The sequence below is a fragment of the Streptomyces sp. NPDC059649 genome (assembly GCF_042734445.1).
Lineage (GTDB): Bacteria > Actinomycetota > Actinomycetes > Streptomycetales > Streptomycetaceae > Streptomyces.
The window spans coordinates 77,839-91,479 of the sequence record NZ_JBHWDV010000019.1; the positions used below are offsets into that span (position 1 = coordinate 77,839).

14 protein-coding genes are annotated in these 13,641 nt (G+C 73.8%); 12 read left to right on the plus strand and 2 right to left on the minus strand.

Annotation, left to right across the window (positions count from 1 at the left end):
• Positions 1–16 precede the first annotated feature (16 nt).
• From ACFV1J_RS20925 to ACFV1J_RS20940, 4 genes are read left to right on the plus strand one after another with little or no spacing between them, the layout of a single operon-like run.
• Entirely contained in the window at positions 17–1,462 is a 1,446-nt protein-coding gene (locus ACFV1J_RS20925; protein WP_385860244.1) for a hypothetical protein, read from the plus strand.
• Positions 1,463–1,514: 52 nt separating this feature from the next.
• The gene (locus tag ACFV1J_RS20930) at positions 1,515–1,721 is read left to right on the plus strand and encodes an MbtH family protein (protein WP_385860246.1); all 207 of its coding nucleotides are present in this window, start codon (positions 1,515–1,517) and stop codon (positions 1,719–1,721) included.
• 4 nt (positions 1,722–1,725) lie between these two features.
• Positions 1,726–2,688 carry an ATP-binding cassette domain-containing protein gene (locus tag ACFV1J_RS20935; protein ID WP_385860248.1) on the plus strand — a complete coding sequence of 321 codons (963 nt, stop codon included), beginning with the start codon at positions 1,726–1,728 and terminating at the stop codon, positions 2,686–2,688.
• Positions 2,689–2,696: 8 nt separating this feature from the next.
• On the plus strand, positions 2,697–3,434 hold the full coding sequence (locus ACFV1J_RS20940; RefSeq protein ID WP_385860251.1) for a 4'-phosphopantetheinyl transferase family protein: 738 nt from the start codon (positions 2,697–2,699) through the stop codon (positions 3,432–3,434).
• A 61-nt stretch (positions 3,435–3,495) separates the two neighbouring features.
• Here ACFV1J_RS20940 and ACFV1J_RS20945 read toward each other — a convergent pair whose 3' ends face one another.
• Positions 3,496–4,323: a BTAD domain-containing putative transcriptional regulator gene (locus ACFV1J_RS20945; RefSeq protein WP_385860253.1), complete on the minus strand. Its 828-nt coding sequence runs from the start codon at positions 4,321–4,323 to the stop codon at positions 3,496–3,498.
• Between the two features lie 878 nt (positions 4,324–5,201).
• Between ACFV1J_RS20945 and ACFV1J_RS20950 the strand changes: the two genes are divergently transcribed.
• The 7 genes from ACFV1J_RS20950 to ACFV1J_RS20980 are packed head-to-tail and all read left to right on the plus strand — an operon-like array spanning position 5,202 to position 11,755.
• A complete protein-coding gene (locus ACFV1J_RS20950) occupies positions 5,202–6,131 on the plus strand; it encodes a 3-oxoacyl-[acyl-carrier-protein] synthase III C-terminal domain-containing protein (protein WP_385860255.1) in 930 nt (309 codons plus the stop codon).
• 33 nt (positions 6,132–6,164) lie between these two features.
• Complete coding sequence (locus ACFV1J_RS20955; protein WP_385860257.1) at positions 6,165–7,535, plus strand: hypothetical protein; 1,371 nt, start codon at positions 6,165–6,167, stop codon at positions 7,533–7,535.
• Positions 7,525–8,826 carry a type III PLP-dependent enzyme gene (locus ACFV1J_RS20960; protein ID WP_385860259.1) on the plus strand — a complete coding sequence of 434 codons (1,302 nt, stop codon included), beginning with the start codon at positions 7,525–7,527 and terminating at the stop codon, positions 8,824–8,826. Before ACFV1J_RS20955 ends, ACFV1J_RS20960 begins: the two co-directional genes overlap by 11 nt.
• A gap of 46 nt (positions 8,827–8,872) precedes the next feature.
• On the plus strand, positions 8,873–9,160 hold the full coding sequence (locus ACFV1J_RS20965) for a phosphopantetheine-binding protein (RefSeq protein ID WP_385860261.1): 288 nt from the start codon (positions 8,873–8,875) through the stop codon (positions 9,158–9,160).
• Positions 9,161–9,183: 23 nt separating this feature from the next.
• Positions 9,184–9,996 (plus strand): hypothetical protein, encoded by an 813-nt coding sequence (locus ACFV1J_RS20970; protein ID WP_385860263.1) that lies wholly within the window; start codon positions 9,184–9,186, stop codon positions 9,994–9,996.
• On the plus strand, positions 9,993–10,610 hold the full coding sequence (locus tag ACFV1J_RS20975; protein WP_385860265.1) for a hypothetical protein: 618 nt from the start codon (positions 9,993–9,995) through the stop codon (positions 10,608–10,610). Before ACFV1J_RS20970 ends, ACFV1J_RS20975 begins: the two co-directional genes overlap by 4 nt.
• Entirely contained in the window at positions 10,607–11,755 is a 1,149-nt protein-coding gene (locus ACFV1J_RS20980; RefSeq protein ID WP_385860267.1) for an acyl-CoA dehydrogenase family protein, read from the plus strand. The genes ACFV1J_RS20975 and ACFV1J_RS20980 overlap by 4 nt, the downstream gene beginning before the upstream one ends.
• Positions 11,756–11,764: 9 nt before the next feature.
• Here the strand turns inward: ACFV1J_RS20980 and ACFV1J_RS20985 are convergent, their stop codons facing one another.
• The gene (locus ACFV1J_RS20985) at positions 11,765–12,412 is read right to left on the minus strand and encodes a LuxR C-terminal-related transcriptional regulator (RefSeq protein WP_385860269.1); all 648 of its coding nucleotides are present in this window, start codon (positions 12,410–12,412) and stop codon (positions 11,765–11,767) included.
• A 195-nt stretch (positions 12,413–12,607) separates the two neighbouring features.
• Between ACFV1J_RS20985 and sbnA the strand changes: the two genes are divergently transcribed.
• Entirely contained in the window at positions 12,608–13,588 is a 981-nt protein-coding gene (sbnA, locus tag ACFV1J_RS20990; RefSeq protein WP_385860338.1) for a 2,3-diaminopropionate biosynthesis protein SbnA, read from the plus strand.
• The last annotated feature ends 53 nt before the right edge of the window (positions 13,589–13,641 follow it).

The window sequence follows — 13,641 nt, forward strand, 5'->3', positions numbered from 1 at the left end:
GAAGGGTGGCATTCACATGGCGTTACCTCGGTGGGGGTCCGTCCGTACGGCACGGTGGGCCGCCGGCGCTCCGGAACGGACGGTCAGCGGCTGGCTGTTCACCATCGGCCTCGCGGTCTACCTCGGCGCGCTGGTCCGGCCGTTCGGCGTGGCCGGCCGGTTCGGGCCCCCGGTGGCGCTCCTGGCACTGGTCACCGGCGCCCTCGCCACGGCCGGCGCGCCGCGCCTGCGGCACCTGGCGACGCTCGCCTGGGGCGGGGGGCCGGCGGTGCTCGGCTATCTGGTCACGCCGGGCGGGGCCCCGGCCGCCGGTGTGGTGGCCATGGTGGGCCTGGTGCTGGGCCTGGACCTGATCCCCGCCCAGGTACGCCGATACCGGGAGGAGAGCGCGCGCGGATACCGTCCCGCCGCGGCGCTCACCATCGTGGCCGGCACCTCCGGGCGGGCCGTGGCGCGCTGCGCCGGGCTGCTGCTGCTCATCGCGGCCGGGCTCACCGTGACCGGGGCCCCGGTGCTGCCCGGGATCGCCCTCGGGACGGCGGTGGTGACCGTGGTGGTGACGGTGACGGCGACCGTCGCGGTGCCCGCCGTGATCGTGCTCGGCGAGGGGTGCCGCCGCACCGCCCCGCGGCGCCCGCCCCGCCGGGCCGGGTCCTTCGGTGCGTCCCGGTTGCGCCGCGCGGTGATCGGCCGGGTGACGGATCGTGCGCCGGCCTGCCTCGCCGGCACCGCCGGGGTGCTCGCCGTCCTCGCCGGGGCATTGTCCCCCGCGTTCTTGGGGGCGCTGTGGCCGTGGCCGGCCGGGGGAGTGGTGCTGCTGGTGCTCACCGCGGCCGGGGCCGCGCTCGCCCTGCGGTCGTGGGTGCTCGGCCCGTCGGTCGTCCTGGCCCAGGCCCTGGTGACCTCGGTGACCTGGGCGGTGCTCGGCGAGGTGGCGCCCGCGCCGGTCGCACCGGCCGGTCCGGGCGCGGCGGCGGGCCGGTGGGCGCCGGTGGCCGCCTGGCTGCTGCTGTCGGCGCTCGTCCTGCCCTCGTACCTCCGGGCGGTGGGACGGATCCGGGAGAACCGGCGCCTGGGCATGCCAGCCGGCGCCGCAGCGCAGGACGGCTGCTGCCGCGCCGGGTTCCCGCTCGCCGCGGTGGCCGCCGTGGCCGTGGCGGCCGGGTGGCTCCCGGGTGACGGGCCGATGGCCGGGGTGCGGTCGGCGGCCGTGGTGGCCGCGGTCTCCGCCGTCGCCCTGGAGGTGCTCGTCGGCCTGGTCGCCCTGCCGGCCTGGTGCGCCTGGCGCGGGGAGTCGGGGGAGTCCGGCGGCGGCCCGGCGGCCTTCCTCGGCCGGATCACCGGCCGGCCCACCGCGGCGCGCGCCGACCGGATGTGCTCCGGGCCGGCGCGTCCCGCGTACCCGGCGAGCCGGCCGACGGCCGTGCTCAGCCGTTCGTCAGTCCCGCGTCAGCGCGCTTGAGCATAGTGAGGAAGGACCACGCCGGCAGGTGAGAGAACGACAGGGGCGGCCCATGAGTAACCCGTTCGACGACGCGGAAGGCACCTTCCACGTGCTGGTCAACGACGAGAACCAGCACAGCCTCTGGCCGGCGTTCGCCGAGGTCCCGGACGGCTGGCGGCCGGTGCTCTCCTCCGTGACCCGGGCCGAGGCCGCCGGTTACGTCGAGGAGCACTGGACGGACCTGGACCCCGCCCGCCTCGGTTCCCGGGGAGCCTGACGACGTGCCGGACGCGACGGTGGCCATCGAGGTCGAGGGACTGCGCAAGAGCTACAAGGACGTCGAGGTGCTGCGCGGGGTCGACCTGCGCGTACCGGCCGGCAGCGTACTGGGGCTGCTCGGCCCCAACGGCGCGGGGAAGACCACCACCGTGCGCGTGCTCAGCACCCTCGTGCGCCACGACGCCGGTACCGTCCGGGTCGCCGGGTACGACGTGGCGGGCGAGGCCCGGCAGGTGCGCCGCCGGATCGGCCTGTCCGGTCAATACGCCGCGGTGGACGAGCAGTTGACCGGCTGGGAGAACCTGACGCTGCTCGGGCGGCTGCTCGGGATGCGCCGCCGGGACGCCCGGGCCCGGGCCGGGGAACTGCTGGAACGCTTCGGGCTGAGCGCGGCGGCCGGACGGCCGCTCGGCACCTACTCCGGCGGGATGCGCCGCCGGCTGGACCTGGCCAGCACCCTGGTGGGCTCACCCGAGGTCATCTTCCTCGACGAACCCAGCACCGGCCTGGACCCGGCCAGCCGGATCGCGCTCTGGGACGTGGTCAGGGAACTCGTGGCACAGGGCGTCACCGTCCTGCTGACCACGCAGTACCTGGAGGAGGCCGATCAACTGGCCGACCACATCTCGGTGATCGCGGACGGCGCGGTGGTGGCCGAGGGCACCGCCGACGAGCTCAAGCGCAAGGTCGGGCAGGAGCGGCTGGAGATCACCCTCGCCGACCCGGCGGGCCTGGCCACCGCGCGCCGGACCCTGCGCACGGTGGTGACCGGCGAACTCACCGAGGACGCGCAGCGCGGCGTGCTCGGGTGGCAGCTCGACGACGGGCTGGCCGGGATCGCCGCCGCCGCGTCGGCGCTCCACGAGGCCGGGGTGGAGGTGGCCGACTTCGCGCGGCGCCGCCCCTCGCTGGACGACGTCTTCCTCGGCCTGACCGGCCGGCAGGCCGTCGACGGGCAGGGGTGAGCCGGGCCGTGACCGACGCCCCCGTGTGCCGGGTGTGGTGGTCCCCGGTGGTCGACGACCCGGCGGTCCGGGCCCTGCTGGACGCGGACGAGCGGGCCCGCCATGACCGGCTGCACCAGGCGGCGGACCGGGCCCGCCTGGCCACCGGGCGGGCGCTGATCAGGACGGTCATCGGCGGGCTCACCGGGACGCCGCCGCGGCGGGTGCCGCTCCGCCGGCGGTGCCGGCACTGCGGCGGTCCGCACGGCAAGCCCTTCGTGCCCGGTGCCGGGGTGCGTTTCTCGCTCGCCCACGCCGGTGGCCGGGTGGTACTCGCCGTCACCGAGGGCCCCGAGCCCGGGGTGGACGTCGAGCGGGTGCACGGGCGGTCGGTCGGGCGGCTGGCCCCGCGGGTGCTGGCCGAGGCCGAGTACCGCGTGTTCCGGGCGCTGCCGGACCACCGGCGGGACCTTGCCTGGGCGGTGTACTGGACGCGGAAGGAGGCGCTGCTGAAGGCGGTCGGGCTGGGCATCGTGGTGCCCAAGCGGGACCTCACCGTGTCCGCGCCCGGCCGTTCACCGGCGCTCGTGGAGTGGCGGGGGCCGTACGCCGCCGGGCCGTTCGCCCTGTTCGACCTGGAGCCGGGGTCCGGGTACGCCGGCGCGCTGGCGGTGCGGGGCCGTGCGGCGCGGGTCGAGGAGCGGTTCCTGGCGCACCCTCTTGACGGCGGCCAAGAGGCGGTCGGGCGCCGCCGGCCGCCTCCCTGACCAGGCCCGGATCAGCCGCCGGCGAAGACGGCCAGGGGACCGCGGCGGCGCGGACGGCGCGTCATGAGGCCGACGCCTGGGGCAGTCGGGCGTCGATGGCCACGTCCTGGGTGAGGATCGCCCGCTGCAGGCTCCGCAGCTTCCGGCCCGGTTCCACGCCGAGTTCGTCCTGGAGCCAGGAACGGACCCGCTGGAAGGTGGCGAGGGCCTCCTGCTGCCGCCCGGAACGGTAGAGCGCGACCATCAGCAACTCCGTCAGGCGCTCGCGTTCGGGGTGTTCGAGGGCGAGTTGCTCCAGCCCGTTCACCACGCGGTACCCGCCGCTGAGCAGCTTGGCCTCGTAGAGGTCCTCAAGGGTGCTCAGCCGCTGGCTGGCGAGCCGGCTCATCTGGTTCTGACAGCGCAGGCCGCCCAGCACGTCGAGCAGCGCGTCCCCGCGCCACAGGGCGAGCGCCTCCTCCAGTACGGCGACGGCCTCTTCGGGGGCGTGCGGGAGCAGCGCCGCCCCCTGGGCGGCGAGGGTGTCGAAGCGGTGGGTGTCGACCCGGGCCGGCGGGACGTCCAGCAGGTAGCCGTTGGCCGAGGTGCACACCATCAGGGTGCCCGGTGTCCCGGTGATCCCTTCCAGTGCGTCGCGCAGGCGGTGGACCCCGGCCTGCAGCGCGTTCTTCGGGTTCTTCCAGGGGCGGTCGGTGAGGAGTTCGTCGATGAGGAAGTCGATGGAGACGACCTCTCCCGCGGAGAGGGCGAGCACGGCGAGCAGGGCCCGGGCACGGTTCGGCCCGACGCCGTAGGACTTCCCCCGATGGGCGACCTGTAAGGGGCCCAGTAATCCGACCGACACCTCGCCCGTGTCCATGTTGTCCCCGTTCAGGATGTGCGGAGCCATCTGTCTTCCATTCTTCTTCTCCCGGTGGTCAGCGTTCGGCGCCTACTCCCTGTGCTCGGCATTCGGCGTCTTCCCCCCTGTACTCACGTCGGTGTCGCCGGGCGGGCGCCACGCATGATCCCGCCTGGCCTTGCGGGTGGAGAACTGCGCATGCGCGGGCATGCGACCAAGACCACTACGTCCCCCGGAAAAACGGACGGGGGAATTCCGTGCAAGGGGCGATGCGTCAGGCTCGCGAAAGGGCGAGCTTCCGGGAGATTCCCCACTGGACAACGGTCCGGCGTTGCTGCATGAGCTGGTCCCCCCTGGGCCTGAGCTGCTGACCATCACCGTGCGCGTACTACGTGCTGAGCGTGGGTCCATGCTTTTCGGCCACGCAAAGCTAACACACGCCGTAGTGGTCAGTGATATCGCGAAGGAGGTGCTTTTGCCTTCCCCTTACGGAAAATCTCGCAGTGTCGGCATCCCGCCCCGGTGATCCGTCGATCGGCCGCCCGGGGGGCCGGTGGCGGGTGCCCCCGGGGGCACCGGCCCGGACCGGTCCGGGCCGCGGCGCGCGGCCCAACTCCCGCCCCGGGAGCGGCCGTCCGCCGGAACGGGTCCGTTCCGGACGGTCCGGCCCGGCGAACGAGGTTGCGGAAGAGTGGATTCTCCATGGCCATGGGCTTTCCTCGCCCCGGAGAGAGAAAAGTGCGCCATGGCGCGAAATGCTTCCGGGCCGGTCCGGGTGCCGGAGACTCATCCCGGGGAATACCACCCGGCCCGTTGATCAGCGTGGTCAGTGCCCAGTCAGTGCCTCGTCAATCCGTGCGATTACTTTGTGCCCGTTCCCCGCACCCAATTCGGGGACAGTCGGGCTCGAAAGGAGTCGGCGGGCTGTGACCTCAATAGCCGAGGTATCCACGCACTGGCCGTCCCCGGTTTTCCTTGCGGAGCGTCAGCGGGACCTGGGACTGACCGACGCGGAACTGCGCCGCTACATCCGGGGGTTCGGACTTTCCCGGATCTGCTGGGACGAGGACGTCACGGAGAAGGAGTTGCTCCTCTCCGCACTGGAGAAACTGCCGTCGCTGCGGGGTGCGGAGGACCGGGTCCGCTTTCTGATCCGCGCCAGGACGCTGCGTGCGCCCTCGCCGTATCCGCACAGCGCGCTCCAGGAGATACGGCGGGAGGCCGGTCTGCGGCACGCCCGCACCTTCGCGTTGACCGAGCACGCCTGCGCCTCCGGCCTGCTGGCGGTGGAGGTCGCCGGGATGCTGCTGGCGGAGGAGGGCGACCCCGAGGCGCTCGCGCTGATCCTGACCGGGGAGAAGGCACCGACCCGGGAGACCCAGTTCGTGCCCGGGGTGGGCCCCACCGGTGAGGCGACCGCCGCCGTACTGGTGGCGGCTTCCGGGACCAGGGACCGGGTCCGCGGATTCGCCACCCGGACCGTGTCCACCGGTCACCCGAAGATGGTGATGACGCCGGAGGCGGCCCGGGCCTTCCGCGGGATGTACGCCGACGTCCTCACCGAGGTCATCGGCGAGGCGGTCGACGCCGCCGGGCTGACCACGGACGACATCGACCTGGTGCTGCCGCACAACGTCAACCGGGTCGCGTGGACGAGGCTGGCGGACCGGCTGGGCACCCGTACCGAACGCGTCCTCCTGGACAACGTCCCGCGCACCGGGCACTGCTTCGGGGCCGACCCGTTCGTCAACTACGTCACGGCCTGCGAGCTGGGCAGGCTCCGCCCCGGTGACCACTACCTGATGGTGGCCGTCGGGCTCGGGGCGTGCTTCGCCGCGATGGTCGTGGAGCACTGAGCACCCCGGGTGTACGGGGAGGACGGAGATGCGGTGGAGGAGAACTTCAGCCGGCGGCTGAAGACCGCGGTGGCCGGTGACCCGGGCGCGTCCCTGGTGTTCCTGGGCAACTTCGAGGTCGAGGAGGAGTGGGCCCGCGGCGAGACCGGACTGCCCCGGCTCTCGTCGGCCGGCAACAGCGCCGTGGTCAACCGCATGGAGGAGTTCGCGCTGCTGCTGGGCGACGCCGACGACCACGTCGTCCTCAAGACCCGGCCCGACGAGGACTACCTGGACCACCTGCGCGGGCTGGGGCTGACCCTGCCCACCGTGCACGTGGTGGCCGACCAGCGGCCGCAGCACATGGTCACCCGGGACGCCCTGGCGGACGACGCGCTGATCGCCACCCTCGGCGAACTGGCCGGCCGGGGCGCGCTGCTGGCCCCGCACGGCGTCTCGGCCCCGGAGGAGGAGCTCGCCGCCCGGTCCGGGATCCCGCTGGCCGCCCCGCCGGCACCGCTGTGCAAGGCGGTCAACAGCAAGGTCTACAGCCGGCGCGCGGCGGACGCGGCCGGGCTGCGGCAGCCGCGCGGCTGGGCCTCGGAGACGCTGGAGGAACTCGACACCGTCATGGCGCACGCCGCCGAACTGTGCGAAAGCGGCGTCCGGTTGATGGTCAAGGAGGCGTACGGCGTCTCCGGCAAGGGCATCGCGGTCGTCGACAGCCGGCGCCGCCTCGACCGGCTGCACACCGTGATCGTCCGCGGCGCCCGCGCCGCCGGCTCCGACCGCGCCGCCTTCGTGATCGAGGAACTGGTGGCCAAGGAGCGGGACCTCAACTACCAGATCACCGTGGGCCGGGACGGCACCGTGCGGCTGGACTTCGTCAAGGAGGCCCTCACCGAGGGCGGGGTGCACAAGGGCCACCGCTTCCCCCCGGACCTGACGCCCGGCCAGCTCGACGAGATCCGGCACGCCGCCCGGGTGCTGGGCAAACAGCTGGCGTCCGACGGGTTCTTCGGCGTGGCCGGTATCGACGCGCTCGTGGACACCGACGGCGGCGTCTTCCCGGTGATCGAGATCAACGCCCGCAACAACATGTCGACCTACCAGGCCCGGCTCCAGGAACACCTCCTCACCCCGGGACGGTCGGCACTCGCCCGCCACTACCCCCTCCGGCTGCGCCGGGAGCTGCCGTTCGCCGCCGTGCGCCGGCTGCTGGACGGTCTGCTGCTGCGGGCGCCGGGGGAGGAGGGGCTGGTCGTCAACAACTTCGCCACCGTAAACGCCGGCGCCGGCGCCGCGCCCTACCAAGGGCGGCTGTACGCACTGCTGGTCGGCGCCCCCGAACGGCTCCCCGCGCTGGACCGGGCCGTCTCGGAACACCTGGCCGCCCTTATGGAGGAGCCCGCCGATGGCCGCTGAGTTCACCGTCCAGAACCTGGGGATCACCACCCTCGCCGAGCAGTTCGGCACCCCGCTGTACCTCTACGACGGCGACCACCTCACCGGTCGCATGGACACCCTGCGCGCCCTGCTCCACCCCCGGCTGGAGATCTTCTACTCGCTCAAGGCCAACCCGAACGTCTCCGTCTGCGCCCTGCTGCACGCGCACGGGGCCCGGGCCGAGGTCTCCTCGCTGACCGAGCTGCTCACCGCACGGGCCGCCGGGGTGGCTGCCCGCGACATCGTCTTCCTCGGCCCCGGCAAGAGCCGCGAGGAGCTCGCCGCCTGCCTCCGGGAAGGCCTGTACGCGGTCATCTGCGAATCCTTCCAGGAACTCACGGCGCTCGACGGGCTGGCCGGCGCCCTGGGCCTGACGGCTCCGGTCGCCCTGCGCGTCAACCCGAGCTTCACGGTGAAGGGTTCGGGGCTCACCATGGGCGGCAAACCCCGCCAGTTCGGCATCGACGAGGACCAGCTGCTGGAGTCGGAACCGCTGGGCAAACAGCTGGCCCACGTGCGGCTGATGGGCGTGCAGGTGTACATGGGCACCCGCATCCTCAGCGAGGAGGCCGTCGTCCTCAACACCGGGCGCATCCTCGACCTCGCCGCACGCGTCTCCGCGCACCACGGCTTCCCGCTGGAGATGGTCGACGTCGGCGGGGGCCTCGGCGTCGCCTACTTCGACGGCGAGCGCGACCTGGACCTGGCGCGCCTGGCGGCCGGCGTCAACCCGGTCCTGGACACCTTCGCCGACGCCCACCCCGACACCCGGCTGATCATGGAACTCGGGCGCTACCTGGTGGCCGAGAGCGGCACCTACGTGGTCCGGGTCGGCTACACCAAGACCTCGGCCGGGGAGAACTTCGCGGTGGCCGACGGCGGCACCAACCACCACATGGCCGCCGTCGGGATCGGCTCGTTCGTCAAGCGGAACTTCCCCATCGAGCTGCTCAACCGGCCGGGCACCGGCGCCCCCGAACCGTGGAACATCACCGGACCGCTGTGCACGCCCAACGACACCCTCGGCAAGAAGGTGCCCCTGCCGCCGTTGCGGACCGGTGACCTCCTCGGCGTACGGCGCTCCGGCGCGTACGGACCGAGCGCCTCACCGGTGCTCTTCCTCTCCCACGGCCACCCCGCCGAGGTGCTGGTGCACCGCGGCCGGGCGCACCTCGTGCGGGACGCCGACACCCCCCGGGACCTGCTGGCCCGCCAGCACCTGTACGACCCGGCCTCGGCCACCGTGCGCTCCCCGCTCCCCACCCCGTAAGGCCCGCGCACCGGGCCTTACGCCGACCCACCGAAGGACAACGGACATGACCGAAGCGACCGTGCAGCAGCCCACGACCGAGCAGGACCGGGTGACCGCCGCCGTCACCGAAGCCCTCGGCGACGTCCTCCAGCGCGACCTGACCGGCCTGGCCGCCGACACCAGGCTCTTCGACGAACTCGGCCTCGACTCCACCGGCGTGCTCGACCTGCTGCTCGCCCTGGAGGAGCTGCTGGGCTGCGAGTTCGACACGGAGAACCTGGAGATGAGCCACTTCGCCACCGCCGGCTCGCTGGCCGACCACCTCACGGGTGAGCTGAGAGCGCAGCGGTGACGGTCGCCCTGACGGTGTCCGCGATGGCACACCGCCGCTTCCCGGCCGGGGCCGCCCGCCCCGCCGCGGACGACGACGACCGGTACCACGCCAAGGTCGCCTCCGGCGCCGGCGTGCCCCTGCGGGAAGCCGGCCGGCCGACGGTCACCGGATCCACCTTCGAGGAGATGGCAGCGGCCCTGCTGGACCCGCTCGGCGCCCAGGACCGCCCCGTGGACCTGCTGTTGCTGGCCCATGCGACGCCGGACCTGCACCCGTTGACGCTCACCGGGCCCACGCTGGCCGCCCGCCTGCCCGGCCGGCCCCGGCTCTTCGGGATCACCGACACCGGCGTCTCGGCGCCCTTCACCATGCTCGCGCTGGCCCGCTCCGGTGTGCTCCGGCACCGCCTCCGGCGGGTGCTGGCGTTCGCCTTCGACCGGTCGGACCTGCCGTACGACGTGCCCCTGCCGCCGGACCGGCGGGCGGTGGGCGACGCCGCGGTGGCGCTGGTCGTCGAGCCGGCGCCGGACGGCGCCCCGGACGCGCTCCGGGTGCGCCAGCGGGCCGGCGTCCCCGCCGAGGAGGTGCCGCGCACCCTCGACGCGCTCGCGGCCGAACTCGCGGCCGACGGGGCCTCCACGGTCCTGATCGGGCCCGGCGTGGGGGAGCGGTGGGCACCGAGGATCCCGCACGCCTCGCTCCGGTACGCACCGGAGGGATGGCCGTGCACCGCGCTGCTCGGCGCGCTGGCCGCCCTGCGCCCGGCACCGGACGACGCCCCGGTGCTGCTCGCCGAGTACGACCGGTCCCTGGGTGACCTGTCGGTCTGCCGCGTCGGCCCGGTGGCCGCATGAGCGCCGCGACCGGGGTGAGTGCCCCACCCGGCCACCGGCAGCTGTACGCGGCGGCCCGGGACGAGGGCCCGGCGGCGGCCCTGCGGGCCCTGCTGGACCGGCACGGCCCGCACGCCCTGGACGGCGGCGCCGCCGGCCACGCCGTCCTCCCGGAGCCGGCGGGCCCGAGGGCCGGCCGGGTACTGCGCCGCTACCCGCCGCCCGCCGGCCCCGTGGTCCTGCTACGGCGCGCGCCGGACACCCCCGCGCCCGCCCCGCCGGCCCTGCTCTGGATCCGGCTCGGACTCACCGCCGGACTCCGCACCGCCTGCCTGGCCCGGCTGGGCGCCCGCACCAGCGGGGACGGCACCATCCTGCGGCACCAACTGGTCAAGGCGCAGGCAGCGGAGGCGTACGCCGCCGAGCTGGAACTGACCGCACACGCCACCACGCTCACCCCGGCCGGAGCGACCACGGCGCTGCTGCGGCATCTGCACTCCCAGGTCACCCGCACCGACCGGGCATGGCTGCGGCTCCTCGGCGCGCACGGCTTCCTGCGCGAGGGTCCCGGAGGCATCGCCGAGGTGTCGGAACTGCTGGCCGACGTCTATCTGCCCGCGGAGGAGGAACGGTGAACGGTGACGCACGGCTGGCCGCACTGCGCGCCGAGGCCCGTGAGTGGGGCGACCAGTTCCGCGCCGCCGCGCTGGAGCTCGACCGGGACCCGGCCGCCGTCCACCACTACCTCGACCTGCCGGGGGTCCGCCACCTCAGCACGTACGGCACCCCGCGCGAGTACGGCGGCCGGCCGCTGCGGGTGGGCCCGTACGTCTTCGAGGGCACCGGCGCGCCGGAACACGTCGTGGTGCTGGAGGAACTGGCGCGCGGCGACGCGGGGCTGACCCTCGCCGCGCCCGGGCCGTCGATGTCGGGCGTGCTGGTGGACCGGCTGGCCGACCCGGCGCAGCGCGCGGAGTACTACACCCGGCTGGTGAAGGAACCGACCTGGACCTGCTTCGCGTTGACCGAGCCGGACCACGGCTCCGACGCCTCGGCGATGGAGACCACACTGCGCCCCGGTGCCGACGGCCGGCTCGTCCTGGCCGGCCGCAAACGCTATGTGGGCAACGCCGCCCGGGCCCAACTCGCCGTCGTCTTCGCCCGTACCGGCAGCGGACCGCTCGGTGTGACGGCCGTCCTGGTGGACACCGGGTGCGCCGGCTGGCGGGCCGAGCCGCTGGACACGCTCGGACTGCGCGGCGCGCAACTGGGCGCCGTCACCCTCGACGACCTTCCCGTCGAGCCCGAGCGGGTGCTCGGCCGGCACCTGTCGCCGGTCCGCCGCGGCATGTGGGCCTGCGTCCAGGTCTTCCACCGGCTGCGGCCCGGGGTGGCGGCGCTGGCCCTCGGCATCGCGGGGGCCGCCCATGCGTACGTCGTCGAGCAGCGGCCGGCCGCCCGGGGTGCTGCCCGGGACCGCATCGAGGAACTGGGCCGCCGGATCGACGCCACCCGGTCCCTGGTGCTCCGGGCCGCGGCCGAGGTGGACGCCACCGGCGACGGGCACCTCGCCTCGGCCGCCAAGGCCCGGGCCTGCCAACTGGCCGAGGACGCCACGCTGGCCGCCTGTGAGCTGCTGGCGCCGGCCGCCCGGGCGAGCCATCCGCTGCTGGACAAACTGGCGCGGGACGCGCGGGGCGTCGAGTTCATGGAAGGCACCCGCAACATCCAGCACCTCAACCTTTTCCCGGCGCTGCTGTCCGGGCGGGCCACGGGCTGACCGCCGCGGTCAGGAATGGTTGAGATAGGCCAGCACGGCCAGCACCCGGCGGTTGTCGTCCTTGGACGGCGGCAGATCCAGTTTCTGCATGATGTTGCCGATGTGTTTGGTGACGGCCTTTTCCGTGATGACGAGCGAGGCGGCGATCGCGGCATTGGACCGGCCCGCGGCCATGCCGTGCAGCACATCGCGTTCCCGGTCGGTCAGCCGCGTGACCTTTTCGTCCCGCCCGCTGCCGGACATCATCGCGCTGACCACGTCCGGGTCCATCACCGTGCCTCCGCCGGCCACCTGGCGCAGCGCCGAGACGAACTGCGTGGCGTCGAAGACCCGGTCCTTCAGCAGATAGCCCACGCCGCCCTCGCCGTCCGCGAGCAACTCCCGCGCGTAGAGCTGGTCGACGTACTGCGACAGCAGCAGTGACGGCTGGCCGATGTGGCGGCGGCGGGCCTCCAGCACCGCGCGCAGCCCCTCGTCGGTGTGGGTCGGCGGCATCCGGATGTCCGCCAGGACCAGGTCGGGGCGTTCGACGTCCAGGGCCCGGACCAGTTCCGGACCGCTGCCCACGACCGACACGACCTCGAATCCGTGCGGTTCCAGCAGCCGGATCAGACCCTCGCGCAACAAGAACTGGTCCTCGGCGAGCACGACGCGCATGGCTGCCTTCCCCCCATTCGGCCACCGCCCGGACCACGCCGTCGGGCCGGGCCGCCCAGAACCTAGCAACGCCCTTGCGAAAGCGGCAAGTTGACCAATTCCGGTCAGCGGCCGGTCAATCGGCGGTCAGTGTGATTTGGCAGGATCACGCACGCATCTGAAGAAGCCCATACCCATCAAGGCGGCAGGTGTCCCATTCACATCATCACCGCTCCCCACGAATTCAATGCCGACGACCTCTTCGTCGATCTGGAACCCCTCGTCGGTGAACCGTTGATGCTGAAATGCGAGGGGTTCAATTTCGCCGGTTCCATCAAGCTCAAGGCCGCCCGCGCAATGGTGGACGCCGCCGAACGCCGGGGCCGGCTACGTCCCGGTTCCACCCTGGTCGAGAGCTCCTCGGGGAACCTCGGCGTGGCGCTGAGCCTGCTGGCCGCGAGCCGGGGCTACCGCTTCCTGTGCGTGACCGACTCCCGCTGCACCCTCGGCGCCCGTCAGCTGATGCAGGCGCTGGGCAGCGAGGTGCACGTCATCACCACCCCGGACCCGGTGGACGGACTGCTCGGCGCGCGCCTCGCGCACGTCCGCGAACTGTGCGCCGGCAACGAGGACTTCCTCTGGCTCAACCAGTACGCCAACCCGGACAACGGGCAGGCCCACTACGACACCACCGGCCCGGAGATCCTGCGCGCCTTCCCCGACCTGTCGGTCCTGTTCGTCGGCGCCGGGACCACCGGCACCCTGATGGGCTGCGCCCGCTACCTGCGGGACCACAAGCCGTCGGCCCGGGTGGTCGCGGTGGACGCGGCGGGCTCGGTCACCTTCGGTGGCCCCGCCCGGACCCGCATGATCCCGGGGCTGGGCACCGGGGTACGCCCTCCGCTGCTCGACGAATCGCTGGTCGACGACGTCGTCATGGTCGCCGAGCCCGACACCATCCGCAGCTGCCGCCGGCTGGCCCGCCGCGGCTTCCTCTTCGGCGGCTCCACCGGCACCGTCGTCGGCGGCGCCCTCGCCTGGCTCGCGCGGCACCCGCTGCCGCCCGGCGGCCGGGCCGTCGCCATCGCCCCCGACCTCGGCGAGCGCTATCTGGACACCGTGTACCAGGAGCAGTGGGTCGTCGACCTGTACGGCCCGCAGACCCTGGACGACGACCTCCCCGCCCGGGTCGGCTGAGCCGCCCGCCGTCCCCCGCCCCCGCTCCCCGCTCGCCGGCGCCCCCGTGGCAG

Coding starts and splice junctions, on each gene's coding strand:
- ACFV1J_RS20965 (WP_385860261.1), top strand. CDS start 8,873: ATGACCGAAGCGACCGTGCAGCAGCCCACGACCGAGCAGGACCGGGTG.
- ACFV1J_RS20975 (WP_385860265.1), top strand. CDS start 9,993: ATGAGCGCCGCGACCGGGGTGAGTGCCCCACCCGGCCACCGGCAGCTG.
- ACFV1J_RS20960 (WP_385860259.1), top strand. CDS start 7,525: ATGGCCGCTGAGTTCACCGTCCAGAACCTGGGGATCACCACCCTCGCC.
- ACFV1J_RS20930 (WP_385860246.1), top strand. CDS start 1,515: ATGAGTAACCCGTTCGACGACGCGGAAGGCACCTTCCACGTGCTGGTC.
- ACFV1J_RS20925 (WP_385860244.1), top strand. CDS start 17: ATGGCGTTACCTCGGTGGGGGTCCGTCCGTACGGCACGGTGGGCCGCC.
- ACFV1J_RS20945 (WP_385860253.1), bottom strand. CDS start 4,323: ATGGCTCCGCACATCCTGAACGGGGACAACATGGACACGGGCGAGGTG.
- ACFV1J_RS20985 (WP_385860269.1), bottom strand. CDS start 12,412: ATGCGCGTCGTGCTCGCCGAGGACCAGTTCTTGTTGCGCGAGGGTCTG.
- ACFV1J_RS20970 (WP_385860263.1), top strand. CDS start 9,184: ATGGCACACCGCCGCTTCCCGGCCGGGGCCGCCCGCCCCGCCGCGGAC.